Raw genomic sequence first — 20,172 nt, 5'->3', positions numbered from 1 at the left:
TGCCCCCACCGACCGGGTAATTCTCAATTATCGACGACAATATTAATAAACCCGCCGTCACCGACCGGGTAATTCTCAATTATCGACGACAATATTAATAAACCCGCCCCCACCGACCCGGTAATTAATACATGAAAACAATACCGATTTAAGTTTTTCGTTCTAAGGTAGCTTCCATGATGCTGGAGAGATTGAGATGATGACCAGCCATAATGGCACTAGAATAATAATATCGATTATTGTCAAAGCGGCGGAAACTTTCCAAACCACTGCGTCGCTGACGTTCATCCCCAAGTACCCAAAATCGTTGGACAATTAGGGAGGGACTGATTAAGCCTTCCCCTTCGACTTTACCGAAGGCGCTATGCTGCATTAAAAAGGTGTACTGACGTTCGTTGTTGTCGAGTCGTCCTCGATACTGCAAAATGATGTCATCACGATCGCTTCGTGGAAACACCAACTTAGTCACCAGACTGAACCACTCACTCTGATGCCATGCAACTAATGTTTTACCACGAACGCTGATAGGCGCTTGATTACGATCTAGCCAGGTTCCTTCCACCAGCCACTGACCAGGTTCCATTAAAAAAGTGTGAGCCACAGCACTAATTTGTTACTCAGTGGTCGGGAAACTGTTGAGCAGATGCCATTTTGCACAACTGGGGTTATTATAGCCCAATGGTGCGATGAGGGTGAAAAATATTCCCTAACAGCACAGACTGACTAGCGCCTGTAACTTCAGGTAAATTACCAGGAATGCTCCGGGTGCGCCAATAGGCGAGGACAGCAAAAGCGATCGCTTCTTTAAAATCGGGATCAACTCCGGCATCGGCGGTGGTCATAATAGGGATAGGGTGTAAAAGCTGTTCTAGGCGAGTTCGGAGATAGCGATTATGGCATCCGCCGCCACATAGGAGGACTTGATCTGGTAATTGGGGCAAAAAATGGCGATAGCTGTGGGTAATGGAAACAGCAGTAACTTCGGTTAAGGTGGCGAGGATATCGGCTGGGGAAAGATTATAGACTTGAGTTTGTTGTAAGTATTTTTGGAGATATTCAACTCCGAACAATTCCCGTCCGGTGGACTTAGGCGGCGGAGTCTGAAAAAAGGGGTCTGCCATCAGCTTTTGGACTAATGGAGTGCAGGGAGTACCACGACTGGACCATGCGCCATCTAAATCATAACTTTGACGACCATCAGATAGATATGCGACGGCTAAATCGATTAAAGCATTACCAGGTCCAGTATCCCATCCCCGCACAGGATGTGATTCGGGTATATTTGCGGGAGGTAAAACGGTAACATTGCCAATACCACCGATATTTTGAATACAGCGATAGAGGTGAGGGTGACGGAGGAGGTAGGCATCGACAGCCGGAACTAGGGGCGCGCCTTCTCCTTGGGCGGCGATATCAGCGAGGCGAAAATTACCAACGGTAGTGATACCGGTTTGATGAGCGATCGCCTCTGGTCGCCCTAGTTGTACACTATAGCCCAAAGGGATGGTAGCATCGGGGTAGGGTGGTCGGTGATAAACGGTTTGACCGTGGGAACCAATTAATTCAGCGGGTGGTGATTGTTGTTGGATATTCAAAGCCGCCCTCGAAAACTCGAGAGCGATCGCATCATCCAAAGCAGCCAAATCAGCCACAGAAATGGATGCACCGCCACAGATGGCTAAAATTTGCGATCGCAGTTGAGGGGGATAGGGATAAGTAGCCTTAGCGAGACATTGCACCTGTAGATCTGTAGTTGATCCTTTCAGACGGACTGAAACTGCATCAATACCATCGACAGAAGTACCGCTGATCAGACCAATAACAACAGTCATGGAAGCCTAATTAATCGTCCTGATTGATCATCACCACAATGACGGTGATATTATCTTTCCCTTCCCTATCAATAGCCGCATCAACCAAAGCCTGAGTCGCCGCCTCACAGGCGCGAATGGATTTAAGCTGATTAGCAATGACAGAATCTGGTAACTCCTCCGTCAAGCCATCGCTGCATAATAATAGGCGATCGCCTGCTTGAATTTCCATGGGAAAAATATCAATTTGAGATAAATCTTCCCGTCCCAAACACTGAGACAAAACGTGCCGCCAGGGATGCACCCGCGCATCATCAGGGGATATAGCCTTACGTTTAACAGCTTGCGCCACCCAAGTTTGGTCTTCCGAAATTTGAGTTAACGTATGTCCCCGTAGGCGATAGAGGCGGGAGTCTCCCACATTAGCGCACCAGGACTCCCCGTCACGAAACAAAGCCACCACTGCTGTCGTCCCCATATCAGAACGTTCAGGATGGGAGATTTGGTCATCAAGGATAGCACGGTTAGCCGCTATAAAGGCTTCCTTGAGTAATACCGGGGAAGGAGCAGAAGAATCCCAATGAGCATTAAGATGTTCTGTGATAGTTTTAGTGGCAATTTGACTAGCCTCTTGACCGCCAGCATGACCACCCATACCATCAGCCACGATAAAAAACCGTCCTTCCTGGTCGATGTAATAGGCATCTTGGTTGACAGTGCGGACTTTTCCCGTATCAGTCAAACCTGCGAAATAGCGTTTCATAAATCTTCCTCCGTGCAGAGTACCACTAAATCGTTACTCCGATTAGTGACGGGAAGAAACTGAGAGTGATTTCTATGTTGCATAGGATATCAGCAAGTTGAGTTAACAGCAGTAGCATCTTGGGCGGGACGCTTGGCACCAGCTAAAATTTCTTTGATAATATCAGTTTTTTTGAGCTGGAAAAATTTTAAGATATTGAGTCCCCTTTGGCGGATAACATTGTTATTATAAGATTTCCGGGTAGTTTTTGGCATCAATAACCCAGGTGTAAGTTTACCTGGTGAACGGGTCAAGTTAGCTGAGAGGTACTTTCCTACCAGCACTTTTTTAGCCATCTCCACCTGTTTAATTGTTGAGTTGGACGGCTTATGACACAGCGATCGCATTGTTTAAGTGATGGCCGATTTGCGGATGACAGGATACCATGGGTGAGGTGGGGCTTGGGTGTCATCCCCAGGAAGCCACATCGCCCATTCCACCACCCCTGATATCTGATACCTACAGCATTCTATCAAAGCGATTGATTTGTCTGATCAGCCGTATCAAAACAACTGCCATGAGCAAAGCCAAAAAGGCAATCACAAGAGCTAACCACACTTTATCACTAATAAACAGTAGTGTTGCCGATAAAGTAAATGCCCCCACCAACAAAGCGTAGTTAGTCCCCATTTGCACGTTACTGACCCGGCGCAGGAGGCGATCGGTTTCCGTCGCCCGCACCCGCATTCGCAAATCTCCTTGTTCCAATTTATCAAGGGTTTGTTCAATGCGACTGGGTAAACCCAAAGCCGTGGAACTCACCTGAACCGCTTGACGACTGATTTCATTTATGATACTATTGGTAGTTTGGGAGCCGTTTCCATTAGACATAAGCTGTATGGCAAAAGGTTGTGCCACCTCCATAAAATTAAATTCCGGGTCTAAGCCTTTACCGACCCCTTCGAGGGTAGAAAAGGCACGCATCACAAAAGTAAATGTAGCCGGGAAGCGGAAGGGTTGGTCATAGGCGATCTCATAGAGATCATCACTAATAGCTGCAATGGATTGCTCCTCAAAGGGTTGATCCATGAAATTATCTAGCATATACTGGATGGAGCGTCGCACGGGGCTCATATCTCCGGTAGGAGCCAAAGCGCCCACTTCAATGAGGGATTTCACGACGCGATCGGCATCCTTATTAGCAATGCCAAATAGTGTTTCCATCAGCTTTTCCCGCAGATTAGAAGTAATCCGCCCCATCATACCGAAATCATAAAAGATTAGCTGTCCCTGGGGACTAACGGCAATATTACCCGGATGAGGGTCAGCATGGAAAAAGCCATCATTAAGGAGTTGTTGTAAATAGGCTTTAGCCCCCATTTGAGCCAGTTGTTTCCGGTCCAAACCCGATGCTTCCAAGGCTTCATAGTTACTAATTTTAATTCCCGGAAGATACTCCAAAGTCAAGACCCGTGGGGATGAAAATTGCCAGCAAACCCGGGGAACCTGAACCCAATCACAATGGCGGAAATTACGCCGGAAGGTATCCGCATTGCGGCCCTCATTAAGATAGTCTATTTCCTCCCAGAGAATTCGGCAACATTCGTCATAAATTCCCAGCCAGTCGCGACCTCGACCCCATTTAGGATGATTTTGGAAATAGCGAGCAATACCTTTAAGAATAGCTAGATCGACCTCAAATAGCTGTTTAAGTCCAGGTCGTTGGACTTTGACCACCACATCAGCACCGGAGTAGAGTTGAGCCTTGTGGACTTGGCCTAAACTAGCGGCGGCTAGGGGAACCGGGTCAAAGTTGCGAAATAGTTGCTCAACGGATTTACCAAAATCTTGGTCGATGATTTCCCGACATTGTTCATAGGGAAAAGCGGGGACGCGATCCTGTAGTTTAGAAAGTTCCTCGACATATTCACCGGGGAATAGGTCAGCACGGGTGGAGAACAGTTGACCTAATTTGATAAAGGTTGGTCCTAGGTCTAGGAGGCTTTCCCTGACCCAGATAGCCTGCTGTCTCTTTCTGACCAGTTTTTTTTCTTCGGTGTAACCACCTATGTAACTCCATTGTTTACCATCTCTCCACAGCCACCCTAGCCATAGGAGAACAAAGGTCCAAATGTCAATAAATCGCCGTTGACGGGAATAATGTTTACGGTTCCAACGGTAGGATTTTTGACCATAGGGTTTGGGAGTGGCTGAAGCCACTGGGTTAGGTGGGATATTTTCATGGTTCCGGTAGGGATGATTTGACTCATCAAGGGGAACAGACACTCGCGTTTCCAAAATTGCGTTTCCAGCTAATCAATGGGTTTAATTAAGGATGTATGACAGGATGTATGGCAGTGGTCTGCACTTAGGCTTGGTTACGGTAACGCTGTAGTTCCGATCGCATTTGGGCAATTTCCGCCCGGAGGTCGTCGATAGTTTCCTGTAAATCAACTGATTCGGAACCAAAGCCACTATTGTCAGCCATTTGATTGATACCCTGTTTTTCCGCCTCAGAATCAGCCTTCTGGATGACCTGATTGGTAAAATCACGGAGTTTCTCCCGTTGTTCGGCATCAAATTTGCCTAATTCACTCAGGCCATTGGACAAGATGTTTTCAATTTGTTCATAGAGTCCTTCTGCTAAGGCCCGGCCCACAAAGAAAGAATGAACAGATGGCTTACTCATATAAAAGTTTTGCTAAGTTCCGTAACAAATTATAGCGCGGTATATGAATCTAGCAAAGGATGGGATGTATATCTACCATAGTTCTGGGAACTAAGAGGGTCTGGCTGGTCTTCCCGTCAACCTGTGGGTTGGCTTTGCGGGCCGGGCTGAGGAGATTTCCCTAACCATGATTTAATTGTGAGGTGCTTCCTAGTAATAAAAAATTTACTCAAACTTACACAAAAACCAAAAACCTGTATAATAGCAACAAGCACAATAACAGGAGTTAAAGTGCCCAAATTATGTTACACCCAAAGAAGCCGGGAGAAATATTCTCCGTCAGTGCTGCCACCTTAGAAAGAAAGGTGTTTTAGCGGCTGTAACGAAAGTTATATCTTTACCCCGTGATTGGGTAGGCGCACGAAACATTATGCTTCGTGCTTTGCGGGCTACTGCCGTTGTCTTTCAAGAGTTGTCTTCCCAGATAATGCGATACTTTTTCAATCTGCGTAAAGCTTTCATAAGTTTTGTAAAGGTTTGAACAAGTTAAATGTAGCACAGTGGCAGCCATGGTTGTTAATTGAACTCATATAGCCATTTGTCAGCTAATAGATTAGTTCAATCCGGTCAATTTTTCTGGGGGTCGGTATCTGCGGGCAGTTTCAGGACTATGGTGGCTGCCACTGTTTATAGGAGCGCAAAAGTTTCAAAGAACTAATCGAGAAGTGATCTGATTACGACTGCATAAATTGACGATCGCCCAACTGGTGACAAATCCAAATATGGCGGTTATGAGAATGGTAGTGGCTGAAATGGGTTCCAGGAGGCCGGGAGATATTTTTTTCACGATAAATTCAAAAATTTCTATTGATAAGTGGTGGGCTAAATAAATGCCAAATGAACAAGCGCCTAGGTTCTGAATTATGGGGTTGTCTTTCATTAAATATGATAGGGCGATCGCTAAGATTAGGGAACTGTAACCTTGCAGAATTTCGGTGATGCTTGTACCTCCCGGTATCATGGAGTTAATGGGTAAAAATCCAAATGTACTCACGCAAAATATGAGGAAACTACAGCCAGCAATTAGGGGAATTTTTCGGGAAATTATGTTTTGATAATAGTCATATTTAGCCACTATTGCCGCTATAAAAACGTAGGGTAAACAGCGAATAATCCAAGCTATTATTACGAAAAATATTCGCAAAATTACTTGGTCATTTGACAGCCATGATATCTGTTCGGTTAAGCCGGAAAACGCAACATTAGCACCGAGCCTAAAACTATTGTTGGTAAATCTCAAGGTCATGTCAAGTATTAGGGAGATGATGACTCCCAACACTAAAAACCTATTTTTCTGGGAAGGCTGATTTTTCTGATTTTCTAAAAATTCGATCAATTTGATTGAGAAACTACCAAAAAATAGTAAGGGGACAAAGTAAAGATGCACTGCGGATGCTCCCATAAAAATAATGGCGATCGGGTCGGCAATTACCCCGATCGCTTCCTGGGGATTACCTAAAACTAAACTTTTGACAATTCTACTGAGCACATAAATTAAACTCCAGAAGCCATAAGGAATAATTAAACGCTGGAAGCGATCGCCAAGATTCAGTAATTTTCCTCGACTATAAAAACGATTGAAACTAAAATAAAATGAAGTCGCTAAAAAAAAGGGTACAGCAAAACTGGCTGAGATAATTAACCAGCTAGAAACCAGATCCGGAGCCCCAGTGGTACCACCACGGGAGTGCAAAACTGTGACACCCAAGGCTGCTAGACCCCGAAACAAATCAACACCAGTCAATCTTGTGGGTTTGTTCATGTGTATAGTTACGATATATTGATTTGGTCTCTTTAACGAGGAATATTTGGGCAGGAATTCAATATTTTACCGATGATAACATAACTTAATCACTAGGAAGATTGACGAGTTACCACATAAATCTTAACAATCAGTGGTCAGGTAGCAGGCTTTCGTCTAAGTCCGGTCTAAGTCCCCCCACATCATTGATGGTAAGTGGGTGCGATCGCTGTCAATAAATCAGATTCAACTGGTAGATTTATTACGTTTGAACTGATTTCGGAAAAACCTAAGAGCGGGTTTTTCTATGGCGATCGTCACAATATAAGCCACCAATATAGCAAATATAGTTCTGACAATTACTGACAACTCTGGTGGTATATCCAGGGATTGTAAACTCCAGTTAAATAACCAACTACTCTGTATATGGGTTAAATATAATGAGTAAGAAATGCCTCCTAAAAACACTAAAATTCTAGTAGACACAAATCTCAATTTTTCTCGATGAGCCAGATATAAAATCACTACAAATATAGCAAAAAATATAAAAGCATACTTAGGAGTACCGGGAGAATAATCTAAGGCTCTGGCTAACACACAGGCGACAATTAAGAACACACGATAGATAGTTACACTATTGACTTGACATTGATACAGAATTAAGCCAGCAATAAATAAGGGGGCTCTGCCTCTTAAAAGAATGAAATTAAATTTGATATAATTCCTAATAAAGGATATAAATTCAGATAAATTATCCCATTTAAATAAACCGACAATATCAGGATATACTAATGCTTGATTGCTGGGCAAATTTCCGATAATGGTTAATGATAATTCAGGAGATTGGTAGGCTCTGAAGATATCAAAAACAATTAATATTAGCCAAATCCCACAGATGATATCAATATATTTCAAAAGTCGAGATTGGTAGAGAATAAGGATAATAGTATAGAATGCTAATTCTAGGGTCATAGTCCAGTAGACAATATTAATATTTCGTGAACCGACCATTTCTTGAAACATGGAAAAATTTATTAATATATCATAGAGATTATCACTTCTTAATGGCCTTTGACTAATATAGGCAATAACTATGGTAGTAATTACAGAAAACCAATAGGCGGGATAGAGTCTAAACACACGACCCATGATAAAATCTATACTATTGTTGATTCTTTGAAAACTTATTAAAATTACAAAACCACTAATTATAAAAAACAACTGTACGAATTCTTCAAGATAGGAAAAATAATAATATAAGTTATGGGGAGACCATTGATAGGAACCAGCATAGTGAAACAGAACAATAGCTAAGGCGGCTAAACCTCTAATTCCATCAAGTTCTAAAAAACGCTTGGACTGGTTCATGGTTGGCGGATGATAGTATTTATCAGTTAGCTAAGTTACCACAAATACTCAGGTTTGAGGGAATAGTAGAGCAAAGGCGAGGATATTGAGGAAAGGAAGCCTTTAGTAAATGCAGAATAACGGGGCATTTTTGTGGTTCTTGTTGTTGTCTGTTGTCTGTTAATAAGTTGTCTCCTATAAAATCTAATATTTGGGAAACCAATATAATTAGATTAGGGTCAAATCAAGAGTTGGATGGAGACACCAAATTTTTATCCCTGGGGTCTGGAAGTGAAAAACTGGGATAATTCCCAATCGGGTTGGCTTGTTCTTGGGGGTAAAAACTCATCCCAACGTTTTGGGTTCTCGTCCTCAAGTATACGATCGCTCGATCGCCGTTGATTATTTAACCACTGATCATAATCATCCTCAATCTCCCGTTGAGGTAACGTGGTAGGTAAATCCTGATCGAGAGGTGAGTTGTTGAGAATGTTAGGGTTAACTGGTGCTAACTCTGGTAACTCTAGGGGATAAGAGGGTCGAAAGTCCTCAATAGTCGTCTCGTGGGAACCTCTAGCAGGTATGCGATCGCCATAATGTTCTGTCGGCTCGTTGTGGGTATGATCATCGCGAGAGTTTTGAGTTGGTGAAGGTTCCAGGGCTGGGTAATTCTGCCAATAGGATGAAGTCGGGGACTCAGGAAAGGCTTGATCAGCATAATCATCCGTACTGGTAATGGCTCCAGAACTATTATAGAGGTCTTGGTGATTATCCTGAGTTTCTGAAAAAGCCACATCTTTGAGCAATTCTGCCAGATTGGTACTACCATCGCCTAATATTTCCAGGTCATTAGCAGGACCAGGCAGGCCCTGATTTTCTCCCACTAGGGCGGGTGTTTCAAAGATAGGGGAATTGGGATCTATGACCAAGCCTAGCTCTTTTTCAGATTTCAAATGGCTGTTGCTGGGTCGGGTCGCTAATTTTTGACTATAGCTGCGGGTAATGGCAAACCCTAACCAACCGGATATCATAGAGGTGAGGAAAAATACTAGCAACAGCCCCCATTGGGGAACAGGCGATCGCCTAATCTGTTTGGTAGTAGATTGTTGCCGATCATACCCGGCCGGGGTGGCAGAATTATCATTAGGGGTGCCGGTTTCTGTTTCTCGATTATGGTTGTGGTAGGGGATTTTGATCACAGTTTCCCTGATAATTAGGGCTTTTTCCGGGGTAGGGAGGATATTCAACCATTCCGAGATATTAGAGGGACGATTTGAGGCTTGGATCTCTAATCCCCAGCGCACAGCTTCTTCCACTTCTGGGTTTAAGTCTGGGTGCAATTTCCCCACCGATGGTTTTTCCACTCCGATTAATTCTTCTGTGAGTTGGTTCGCACATAGGGGCGCTTCTAGGGGGGTTTCCCCTGTTAACAGATAGTACAGTAGGGCTGAGAGTGCATAGATGTCTGTGGCTTGGCTAGGTTGTTCATTGGGAAGATATTGTTCAAGGGCTGCATATCCACCGGAGAGGGGACGGTTATAAATATAACGGTTGAGTTGATCAGGTTTGAGATGACTACCGACTCCCAAACCACTAAGTATCAAGGAATTAGTCCCGATCGGCTTAATAATGCAAGCAGGTTGCAGGTTACAGTGAATGAGTCCTTGTTGATGAATTGCTTGTAGGGCTAATGCGATTTGGCGAATGTAGTGAATAGCCTGTGGGACGGGTAGGGGGGGCTGAGTTTTTAGGTAGTCTTGTAGAGATTGACCGGGAGTATAGGTCATAACTAAAAATGGAAAGCCCTGTTCATCAAATAAGTCTATAACCCCGACTAAATTAGGATGCTGACAGCGACTCCAACGTTTAGCGATCGCTATAAATTGATGTCGCAGTTGTGGGATATCTTGATCATCGTTCAGGTTGAGGTCAAGGGTTCTAATGGCAACGATTTGACCTGTTACCTGATTAGTCCCTCTGTAGGTAATGCAGAAATCCCCCTGACCTAAAATGCTATCAATTCGATATTTTCCATTCCCAACAGTGGTTAAGTTCATTTCCCGACCTTCCAATTTTAGCCCTAATCGTTGATCTGGTTCCGGCTATTATGCGATCGCCAATCACCATAGTTATACCAGTCCTAGGATAGTCTAATCCCTTTTCGCGATAGTAGTGTGTTCCTTAACCTTGATTTAGCCATAATTGCAGCTAGTCCCTTCTGACAAGGTGTTAGGGGGTTGCCGTTTCCTGTGGGTTAGATTGAGTTTTAGAGGCATTGTTGCCGCGCGTAGCGATCGCCACCCCCGTTAGAATGACTATGGCTCCTAATATTAATCGCCTTGAGGGAACTTCTGCAAATAGCAGATAGCCCAAAAAACTCGCCGCCACAGGTTCTAGTAAAATCGCCAGTGTGACTAAGGTGGGGGAAGTACGGTTAACCGCCCAATTAAAGCTGGTGTGGCCAATTAGTTGGGGGACTAATCCCATCAGGATTAGATAAAAATAGACTGTGGCAGAATGACCAGTATAGTTAACTCCCCATAGTAGGGGTAGGGGTAGCAAAATCATCGCTCCTACAGTATAGGCGATCGCTATATATGCACTGAGGGATAGTCCCCGCTGTTGTGCTTCTCTTCCTAACATCAGATAAAGGGCGGCGGTGATCGCACCCATTAGGGCTAAAATATTCCCGGCGATCGGATTACTAGCCACTGTGGATAATTTAGCATCTGCTAAACCGATGATCATACCTCCACTCAGAGCGATCGTCATTCCTAATATGGTCGCTTTCCCAGGTCTTTCGTGCCACCATAGCCAAGATAACACCGCTACCCAAATAGAACTGGTAGTTACAATAGTAGTTGATGCCGCAATCGATGTATAAGATAGGGAAGTTATCCAGACAGAAAAATGGGTGGCTAAACATATTCCAGCGCCAATGGCGTAGAATATCGCCTCTCGTTTATAGGTGCGCCAGGAAACTCTCCCCCAGGTAGGGGTCAGCAATAAAGCCGCAATAGATAGCCGGGAGGCGGATATTAGCAAGCTAAACCCTACCCCCCGCAGCCCCGCTGCATCAATGGCTAAACGCACAAAAATTGACCCCGTAGAGATGGCTACCACACCAAGAAAGACGATCGCTATAACTAGCCAATGGGGGGATTTATTTAAGGTTTTCATGGGGTGGGTATCTGATATGGTTTGATATATGGTCTGATGGAGTTGGATAGCCGATGAAGATTAACACAATATTTGTACATCCTGTTAAGGGTTTGACCGCGCAAGTATGCGATCGCGTCCAATTGGTAGAAAACTTTGGCATTCTTGGCGATCGCGCATTTGCTTTGATGTTTACAGATATGGGAGACGCGCAACCCCTGACTCCCTGGCTATCAAAAAAGCATTTTGCTGTTCAAAATGATTGGGGACAGTTAGCTAGTCTCAATTGTGCTTATGATACTACCAGTCAGACCTTAGAAATTACCAAAAATGGCGAATTGTTGGCTGCGGCTAATTTAGGGACTGAAACCGGACGCGATCGCATTAGTGCTTTTTTCAGTGAATATCTACACTCTCTCACCCCTAGTACCTCTGCTAGACATCCCCAATATAGTCCTGTGCGTTTGGTGGGAACCACTACCGGGGACACTCGCTATCAAGACCGTCACCAAGGACAGATTTCTATTATTTCTCAGGCTACCCTCGATGATATTGCTGAAAAAGTCGGGGTTAATTACATTGATCCGCGCCGTTTTAGAGCGAATTTTATAGTTGATAATATTCCCGCTTGGTCGGAATTTAACTGGGTAGGAAATCGCCTAAAATTGGGATCAGCTTTGGTGGAAGTCACCGCGCCTATTGGTCGCTGTCTGAATATTGATGTTAACCCAGATACAGGCGATCGTGATATCTCTCTCCTCTCTCAACTCTCCGCCAAATTCGGACACGCTCAAACTGGAGTCATTGCTAAAGTTATCACTGGTGCAGTTGTCACCACTGGAGAAACCCTAGCAATTAAATAGTCTCAATAATTGATTATTACAACCTCCTATAAATCAATTTAATTTTGCATAAAATAACCCACCCAACCATCAATTATAATAATCCCTAGGGTAGGGCTATGGGTATCATTTAACTTTGGTGAGGACAAACACACTACCAACATTGCCTCTGCCAATCCGCATATCTTCGTCTAAATAAGTAATATCTAACCATCCTTGTTGTTGCTGTTCTTGGAGGGTAAAATCTACAGCCAAGAACTTTTTATCAGATTCAATTTCATCAATAAACTGATTAGGGTATTGATAGGAGATGAGGCGCTGTAAGCCGATGACAAAACGGTTGAATTTGACCTGAACTCGCTTTTGAGAAACCGCTTCAAATCGGGCAGCCACACTAACCATGCCTTCCAAATAGGGGATACCGACAATTTCAGCAATGTTGTAAATTTTGCCATTGCGGGCGCGAATACATTGATAAATCTGCCCCAAATTATAAAACGGAAAGCGGTCAATCCCCAAGAGTTCTTGGCTGTTGGTGTAAAGTAGTCGCCAATTGCCATCTAATAACTCAAGTGCTTCTACAGGTCGAGGGGTGGGATTATAATCTTCCAATTGAGCGATCGCAGAGAGAATAGCAGTTTTGTCGCTCTCTGTAGCCAGTAAACCTCGATTTTTCCCGGCAATGGCTTCTAATAAAGTCGCTTTTTTGAGCATATCACAATGTTTTGGGGATAAATTTAGGGAACCAAGGTGGTTTTCAGGGCTAGTTTAACCTGCTATAATGGCTATCAATGCCATAGTATAGCGAGAAAAGTACCGACCTGCCCCTACAATGTGCCAAAATCTGAAATTTTCTTGAGGCTAAACTGAATGCTTCCTAAAGTTATTGGTGGGCGCTACAAATTACTACAAAGGATTGGAGGAGGAGCATTTGGCCAGACCTATCTGGCCGAGGATAGTCAGTTGCCTGGAAACCCAGAATGTATCGTTAAGCAACTCAAACCTCAAATTACTGATCCAGCAACCCTGCAAACAGCTAGAAGGCTATTCAACAGCGAGGCTCAAGTATTGCATAGCTTAGGTTCGCGCCATCCTCAAATCCCGACATTGTATGCTTACTTTGAAGAAGACCAGGAATTTTATCTGGTACAGGAGTTAGTAAGGGGGGAACCCCTAACAGAAGAACTACCCCCTGGCAGCCATTGGACAGAAGCTCAGGTAATTGACTTTTTGGAGGATATTCTGTCAATTTTGGATTATGTCCATCAGCAAAACGTGATCCATCGGGATATTAAGCCCTCTAATATTATGCGACGCCATGCGGATCAAAAGTTGATGCTGATTGACTTTGGGGCGGTTAAACAAATTCAGAAAGCAGCCGGGGGTAGTGATTCTAATTTGACCGTTGCTATTAGTACATACGGCTATTCGCCACCAGAGCAACTTCAGGGGAAACCCCATTTTAGTAGTGATTTGTATGCGGTGGGAATGACCGCAATTAGGGCTTTAACAGGTATTCACCCTCACCAATTAGAACGAGATCAGACGGGAGAATCAATCTGGAAGCCGAAAGCCTGTGTTAGTGACGGACTCTGTGCTATTTTAGACCGGATGGTGGCATCTCATCTGGTCGATCGCTATCAGTCCGCCGGAGAGGTTTTGGCTGACGTGCAACGGCTTAGACAGGTGGTAAATGACCCAACTATGCTCACCAATGCCGGGGGAGTAGTCGCCGCGACTCAAGTGCGCCCCCCCGCCACTGGGGGAAATATTTATGGGGAAGAAACCAGACAACAAACCATGACGGGGACTGGAGGGGCAAATAATTTACCTCCAACTATTGCACCCTCAGTTAGTCCGGGTGTGGCGCAGTTGCCAACTCTGGTTAAGTCCAGTCCGACAAAGGTTTCCAAAGGGTTATCGGTAAAAGGATGGTATGTCGGGGCGGCTTTGGCTGGGTGTGGGGTGTTTTTGGGATTGTTTGAGCTAGTAGTGCCGACTTTTAGACCTGCTTACTATGTGCGACGGGGTAATCAACTGTTAAACGATGGTAACACCGAAGATGCTCGCAATATGTTTGTTCGCGCTACTGAAATTCAACCTAATCATGCGACTGCTTGGGCGGGTCAAGCCGATGCTTTGGCGGAATTGGGAAGGCACGATCGCGCTTTGGTAGATTATCAAAAAGCTCTGGAACTAGACCCGGAAAACTCTGATGTGCTGACGAGTAAGGGAACATTACTTTACCAAATGGGAGAACCCCAGAAGGCTTTAGATGCTCATGAACAGGCGATCGCTATTGATCCTAATAATGCCAGGGCTTGGCATGGTAAGGGTATTGCTTTAATTGGTTTGCAGCGATACGATGAGGCGGTGTCGGCTTTTGATCAGGCGAAGACTATTAGACCATCTGCTCCTAGTGTTTGGCAAAGTAAGGCGATCGCCCTCGAATATCAGGGGAAAATGGCTGAGGCGGCGCAGGTGTATTCGGAAGCACTGGCTACCTATGATGATATTTTGAGAGAACAACCTCGACGAGCCGAAATTTGGGTGGAACGCGGTTCTGTACTGAGTAAGTTGGGCCGCCATGAACAGGCTTTAGAGTCCTATCAGAAGGCTTTGGAAATTAACCCACAGCACTTTCAAGCCCTACTACAAAAGGGCAATGTCTTGTTTTCTCCCCTCGGACGTACTGAAGAGGCGGTGAGGATATCAGATCGCGCTATTGAAGTTCAGCCAGAGTCTCATCTAGCTTGGCATAATCGAGGCTCTATCCTGGCTGGTGGTCGGGGAGATTTTGAAGGGGCGATCGCCGCCTATGACCGAGCGATTGAGTTGCGGCCTTCCTTTGTCCCGGCTCTACGAGATCGGGGGTTTGCTCTCAGCCAGTGGAGTCAGGCGCTAAGGGCTGAAGGAAATACGTCAATGGCTAATTCCAAGATTAATGCGGCTCTGGAGTCTTTCGACCGGGCTTTGAATATTAATCCTAATGACCATCAATCATTAGTGGGTAGGGCGATCGCTTTTAGTCATCAAGGGCGCTATGACGAGTCGCTCAATGCCTTCGATAAAGCCCAGGAAATTCAACCCCAAGATCCCTTGATTTTGGTGAATAGGGGTTTAGTTTTGGAAAGAATGGGCCGATATAACGAGGCGATCGATGCTTATGATGAAGCTCTGAAAATTCAACCCGGTTTCCCCCCGGCGGTGCGATCGAAAAATCAATTGCAACAGCGCCTATAATTCACTGATAGAAACTTCGGGAGTTTTCTCCCCAGACTGCCAAGGACTGGGGGGGATTAATATAGACGTTATATATGCGCCCACATTCTCCCACGCTACTATATTAGCTAAAATCCCCAAAAATGTCAAGGGGAAATATCGAGAAACCCCCCTGATAATGAGGGGGGCGTTGGAGGGATTAACCTTTCAGGTAAGCCAACATGGTATCAGCATCAGAGACTTCAAAGGGGTCTGTGGGGCAGTTATCGCCGAAGTCTGGTTCCACAAAGATTTTCTCAATTTTGCCATCGTTAACGACCATAGAATAGCGCCAAGAACGCATCCCAAAACCGAGGTTAGACTTATCAACCAACATCCCCATTTTGCGGGTAAATTCGCCATTACCATCAGGGAGTAAGAAGACTTTTTCAGCGCCTTGTTGTTTACCCCATTGGAACATTACAAAAGCGTCATTAACAGAAACGCAGACAATCTCATCAATTCCTTGACCTTTGATCTCATCGTAGAGTTCCTCATAGCGGGGTAGGTGTGTGGAGGAACAAGTAGGGGTAAAAGCACCAGGTAGGGAAAAGACGACAACTCGCTTACCGCCAAAAATTTCTTGGGTGGTTCTGTCTTGCCAACGGAAGGGGTTAGGGCCACCTACGGACTCGTCACGAACGCGGGTTTTGAATACAACGTCGGGTACTTTTTCGATAACCATAGTTTGTTGAGGAAATTTACTAAAAATGTTCTTAACTAAGAATAATTCTGATTTGTTGATTTGTAAATGAGTATTTATAACTATTTTAAGAATGAGTCTGATTTCAAGTTGACTCTGGACTAGAAATAGATATAATGGGGACATGAGTAGCCAAAATCAAACAAACAGCGATCTGAGATGGAGAGTGGACTAGAGCGAACAGAAATTGTCAAACGGCTGAAGGGGAAGGGTTTAAAGGTAACTCCTCAGCGTTTTGCGATCTATGCTAATCTGTTGTCTCGTGCTGACCATCCCACGGCGGAACAACTGCTGACAGATTTAAATAAGGATTTTCCGGTATCTTCTCAGGCGACAGTTTATACTTCTGTGCAACTACTAAAGGAAGTGGGGTTAGTGCGGGAAGTGTTGCTGGAGCAGGGGGTAGCCAGGTATGATGGAAATGTAGCGCCGCATCACCATTTTCAGTGTCGCCAGTGTAAAGCGATCGCAGATATTGCTTGGGAAAAACTCTCGCAAGTAGATCTGAGCCAATTAGGGTCAGGTTTAGTGGCGGAAAGTTACGAAGTGACAGTGCATGGTTTATGTGAGAATTGCGCCGGAGAAAATGCCCAGAAAACCGATGTAGAATAGCAATTCTGAGGCGAGAGCGCCAAAAAGATATGAGCGAGACAGCCTGATACCAATTGGTGGTATAATTAGGGGCAATCGGAGCAAAATAGTAGCCGTGGTGGGCGAACTTTTGTAAAAAAGCTAGACGCTGTGATTGACCCAAAATTGGCTGGTCCAAGGTTGACAACGGCGGATGAAACAGGAAGCCTGGGCTGTAGGGGGAAGTGGGAAACTCACCCCCACCTCAGCCCCAGGTAAATCACCAAAAGATTGTACTTACTCGCTACTAAAGGTTAATTGAGGCGTGGCCACACCCAACCGCAAACCAATTTTACTAGATTTTGAAAAGCCCCTAGCCGAACTGGAGGCTCGTATTGATCAAATTCGCCAACTGGCGGAGGAAAATGGGGTTGATGTTTCTGATCAAATTCGGCAGTTAGAAAGCAGGGCGACCCAACTGAGACAGGAAATATTTAGTAGCCTGTCACCGTCGCAGCGTCTGCAACTAGCGAGGCATCCACGTCGCCCCAGCACCTTAGATTATATCCAAGCGATGAGTGATGAGTGGATGGAAGTACATGGCGATCGCCGAGGGTATGATGATCCGGCGTTAGTGGGGGGAGTAGGGCGTTTAGCGAATCAAGCGGTAGTAATGCTAGGCCATCAAAAGGGTAGAGACACTAAAGATAATGTGGCTCGGAATTTCGGCATGGCCGCCCCGGGAGGTTACCGGAAGGCGATGCGACTGATGGAACACGCCAACCGCTTTGGTATGCCAATTTTAACCTTTATCGATACTCCCGGAGCCTGGGCTGGGGTAGATGCGGAAAAATTAGGTCAAGGGGAGGCGATCGCCTATAATTTAAGAGAAATGTTTAGCCTAGATGTTCCGATTATTTGCACAGTAATCGGTGAAGGAGGGTCAGGGGGAGCTTTAGGTATAGGAGTAGGGGAACAGCTATTAATGCTCGAGCATTCTGTGTATACAGTAGCCACCCCAGAGGCTTGTGCTGCCATTCTTTGGAAAGATGCAGGCCAAGCGCCCCAAGCCGCTCAGGCTCTCAAAATTACTGCCCCAGATCTCAAAGAATTAGGGATTATCGATCAGATTGTACCAGAACCCGATGGGGGAGCGCACAGCAACCCCCTAAAGGCTGCTGAAAAGCTCAAGCAATGTCTGGTAAGGACTTTGGGTGAATTAATGTCTTTAACCCCAGAGCAGCGCCGAGAAATGCGCTATCAGAAATTCCGCCAGATCGGGGTATTTTCGGAGATAGTTCCGGCATAAGTCAGGGAGGCATTTCAGGTATTTTGGGTCAAAATTTTGCGCGATTGTATTGATAGAGATATAATGTCTGAGTAACAAATTTTAACAATTATCTCACAATCAGCAATTGCAGCAGTTGTTAAATCAGTTAAAACCAAGCAAACCTCATCCAAACCGTAAATGAGTTCACCCCCAGAACGACGAGCGCTAATCACAGGGGCCAGTAGTGGCATGGGCAAGGAAATTGCCCTAGCCTTTGCAGATATTGGCATTCATGTCGCGTTAGTGAGTCGATCGCTAGAAGCATTGGAAGCGGTAGCTGAGTCGGCCAGAAAAGCGGGAGTAGAAGCGAAAGCCTACGCCTTAGACTTATCGAAAACCGACCAAGTTCACGCGCAAATTGACACGATTTCCGCCGCCTTTGGCCCCTTCAATATTCTAGTGAATAATGCAGGCATGGGCTATACAGAATCCTTGGCGAATACCCCCTTAGAAGACTGGCAAAAGATTATAGATTTAAATTTGACCAGTGTTTTTGAATGTATTAAAGGCGTATTACCAGGAATGCGAGAAAAAGGTGGGGGAACCATAGTCAATATTGTTTCCATTGGTGGTAAGCAAGTTTTCCCAAATTGGGGCGCTTATTGTGTGAGCAAATTCGGATTAATGGCGCTATCAAAAGCCCTAGCGATCGAAGAGCGCCCCTATGGAATCAGAGTAACGGCATTATGTCCTGGGTCCGTAAATACTGGTTTATGGGATACAGAGACTGTGGACGCTGATTTCGATCGCAGTTTGATGTTAAGCCCGTCAACTGTTGCCCAATCAGTTGTACACACAGTGCAACTGCCGCCAGAAGCTACCATTGACGAACTGATTTTAATGCCAAATATCGGTACGTTCTAAATGTGTAATTCTGTTATCTGTTAACCATTTCACTTTGTTCTGAATTGTTTTCAATTTATTATGACCATCGCATCGTCAAACAGTTTTAATTCTGCCGATACATCTAATCCAAATGGCATGAAAAATGTAGATAACCAGAGTCGGATTGCCACCCGTCCGGATCGGAGTTCTTCTTGGCACGCCAGCCCTCAAAACCTGGGCAGGAGGGAAGTTACTCAGGAAGAAATGATGGGTGCTGTAGAAACAATTTTGTTAGGGGTAGGGGAAGACCCAGAAAGGGAAGGACTGCTAAAAACCCCGAAAAGAGTCGCTGAAGCCATGCGATTTCTGACCAACGGCTACAGTCAATCCCTGGAAGAACTGGTAAATGATGCCATCTTTGACGAAGGACATGAAGAGATGGTTTTAGTCAGGGATATTAATTTCTTTAGCTTGTGTGAACATCATATGCTACCCTTCATGGGTAAAGCCCATGTGGCTTATATTCCCAACCAAAAGGTAATTGGATTAAGCAAACTGGCTCGTGTGGTAGAGATGTATTCCCGTCGCCTTCAGGTGCAGGAACGTCTGACCCGACAAGTAGCCGAAGCTATCCAAAGCGTCCTAGAACCCCAAGGGGTAGCGGTGGTGATGGAAGCAAGCCATATGTGTATGGCAATGAGAGGGGTGCAGAAACCAGGTTCTTGGACAGTTACCAGTGCCATGATTGGTGTCTTCCAAGATGATCAGAAGACCAGGGAAGAATTTTTGAATCTCATCCGTCACCAACCTTCCTTTTAACTGATTTAATACCCCAGCCTGACCTCAAGTAGGGGAGGGTTCACGAGTAACGGGGGTGGAAATAGAGTCGCGCGTAGGAAAGGAACCCGCCCTCAGAGTCTGTCTGGGAATGGGGGGCGGTTTTCACAGACAAACCTCCCGAATCCAGAACAATAATGGTAGGGGCGCGCCTCCGCGGTCAATTCTCGGACCTCACCAGGATATTAATAAACCCGCCCTCCGGGTTCCGCGGTCAATTATCGGACCTCACCAGGATATTAATAAACCCGCCCTCCGGGTTCCGCGGTCAATTAT

Annotated in this window: 18 protein-coding genes; 6 read left to right on the top strand and 12 right to left on the bottom strand. The window is 45.1% G+C overall.

Going from position 1 to position 20,172, the window contains the following annotated elements:
• Positions 1-148: 148 nt before the first annotated feature.
• From P5683_RS09530 to P5683_RS09485, 10 genes are all read right to left on the bottom strand, one after another.
• A complete protein-coding gene (locus tag P5683_RS09530; RefSeq protein WP_174447140.1) occupies positions 149-601 on the bottom strand; it encodes a hypothetical protein in 453 nt (150 codons plus the stop codon).
• Between the two features lie 67 nt (positions 602-668).
• The gene (locus tag P5683_RS09525) at positions 669-1,832 is read right to left on the bottom strand and encodes an anhydro-N-acetylmuramic acid kinase (protein WP_006625770.1); all 1,164 of its coding nucleotides are present in this window, start codon (positions 1,830-1,832) and stop codon (positions 669-671) included.
• A 10-nt stretch (positions 1,833-1,842) separates the two neighbouring features.
• A complete protein-coding gene (locus P5683_RS09520; protein WP_006625769.1) occupies positions 1,843-2,574 on the bottom strand; it encodes a PP2C family serine/threonine-protein phosphatase in 732 nt (243 codons plus the stop codon).
• Positions 2,575-2,663: 89 nt separating this feature from the next.
• Positions 2,664-2,909 (bottom strand): hypothetical protein, encoded by a 246-nt coding sequence (locus P5683_RS09515; RefSeq protein ID WP_006625768.1) that lies wholly within the window; start codon positions 2,907-2,909, stop codon positions 2,664-2,666.
• 163 nt (positions 2,910-3,072) lie between these two features.
• Positions 3,073-4,839: an AarF/ABC1/UbiB kinase family protein gene (locus tag P5683_RS09510; protein WP_006625767.1), complete on the bottom strand. Its 1,767-nt coding sequence runs from the start codon at positions 4,837-4,839 to the stop codon at positions 3,073-3,075.
• A gap of 82 nt (positions 4,840-4,921) precedes the next feature.
• Complete coding sequence (locus tag P5683_RS09505) at positions 4,922-5,242, bottom strand: DUF6825 family protein (RefSeq protein ID WP_006617515.1); 321 nt, start codon at positions 5,240-5,242, stop codon at positions 4,922-4,924.
• A 685-nt stretch (positions 5,243-5,927) separates the two neighbouring features.
• A complete protein-coding gene (locus P5683_RS09500) occupies positions 5,928-7,043 on the bottom strand; it encodes an acyltransferase (protein ID WP_315639735.1) in 1,116 nt (371 codons plus the stop codon).
• 225 nt (positions 7,044-7,268) lie between these two features.
• Positions 7,269-8,390, bottom strand: coding sequence for an acyltransferase (locus P5683_RS09495; protein WP_006669147.1), 1,122 nt, complete (start codon positions 8,388-8,390; stop codon positions 7,269-7,271).
• A gap of 251 nt (positions 8,391-8,641) precedes the next feature.
• Positions 8,642-10,426, bottom strand: coding sequence for a serine/threonine-protein kinase (locus P5683_RS09490; protein WP_315644930.1), 1,785 nt, complete (start codon positions 10,424-10,426; stop codon positions 8,642-8,644).
• 172 nt (positions 10,427-10,598) lie between these two features.
• Positions 10,599-11,549 (bottom strand): DMT family transporter, encoded by a 951-nt coding sequence (locus tag P5683_RS09485; protein ID WP_006625762.1) that lies wholly within the window; start codon positions 11,547-11,549, stop codon positions 10,599-10,601.
• A gap of 53 nt (positions 11,550-11,602) precedes the next feature.
• Between P5683_RS09485 and P5683_RS09480 the strand changes: the two genes are divergently transcribed.
• A complete protein-coding gene (locus P5683_RS09480) occupies positions 11,603-12,391 on the top strand; it encodes an MOSC domain-containing protein (RefSeq protein ID WP_315644928.1) in 789 nt (262 codons plus the stop codon).
• Positions 12,392-12,496: 105 nt separating this feature from the next.
• On the opposite strand, the gene P5683_RS09475 is transcribed toward P5683_RS09480, so the two are convergent.
• Positions 12,497-13,084 (bottom strand): PAP/fibrillin family protein, encoded by a 588-nt coding sequence (locus tag P5683_RS09475; RefSeq protein ID WP_008050691.1) that lies wholly within the window; start codon positions 13,082-13,084, stop codon positions 12,497-12,499.
• A 156-nt stretch (positions 13,085-13,240) separates the two neighbouring features.
• Between P5683_RS09475 and P5683_RS09470 the strand changes: the two genes are divergently transcribed.
• On the top strand, positions 13,241-15,613 hold the full coding sequence (locus tag P5683_RS09470; RefSeq protein WP_315644927.1) for a tetratricopeptide repeat protein: 2,373 nt from the start codon (positions 13,241-13,243) through the stop codon (positions 15,611-15,613).
• 178 nt (positions 15,614-15,791) lie between these two features.
• On the opposite strand, the gene P5683_RS09465 is transcribed toward P5683_RS09470, so the two are convergent.
• Complete coding sequence (locus P5683_RS09465; protein ID WP_006625757.1) at positions 15,792-16,316, bottom strand: peroxiredoxin; 525 nt, start codon at positions 16,314-16,316, stop codon at positions 15,792-15,794.
• A gap of 177 nt (positions 16,317-16,493) precedes the next feature.
• Between P5683_RS09465 and P5683_RS09460 the strand changes: the two genes are divergently transcribed.
• The 4 genes from P5683_RS09460 to folE all read left to right on the top strand — a co-directional run bounded on the left by P5683_RS09460 (position 16,494) and on the right by folE (position 19,878).
• The gene (locus tag P5683_RS09460; RefSeq protein WP_315639729.1) at positions 16,494-16,946 is read left to right on the top strand and encodes a Fur family transcriptional regulator; all 453 of its coding nucleotides are present in this window, start codon (positions 16,494-16,496) and stop codon (positions 16,944-16,946) included.
• 283 nt (positions 16,947-17,229) lie between these two features.
• A complete protein-coding gene (gene accA, locus P5683_RS09455) occupies positions 17,230-18,213 on the top strand; it encodes an acetyl-CoA carboxylase carboxyl transferase subunit alpha (RefSeq protein WP_315639728.1) in 984 nt (327 codons plus the stop codon).
• A gap of 159 nt (positions 18,214-18,372) precedes the next feature.
• Positions 18,373-19,098: an SDR family oxidoreductase gene (locus tag P5683_RS09450; protein ID WP_006669154.1), complete on the top strand. Its 726-nt coding sequence runs from the start codon at positions 18,373-18,375 to the stop codon at positions 19,096-19,098.
• A 60-nt stretch (positions 19,099-19,158) separates the two neighbouring features.
• Positions 19,159-19,878, top strand: coding sequence for a GTP cyclohydrolase I FolE (folE, locus tag P5683_RS09445; protein WP_006625752.1), 720 nt, complete (start codon positions 19,159-19,161; stop codon positions 19,876-19,878).
• The last annotated feature ends 294 nt before the right edge of the window (positions 19,879-20,172 follow it).

Source organism: Limnospira sp. PMC 1279.21, assembly GCF_032349615.1.
GTDB lineage: Bacteria > Cyanobacteriota > Cyanobacteriia > Cyanobacteriales > Microcoleaceae > Limnospira > Limnospira fusiformis.
Note: the sequence above shows the minus strand (reverse complement) of the source record. Positions and strands in the feature narration are given on the sequence as shown.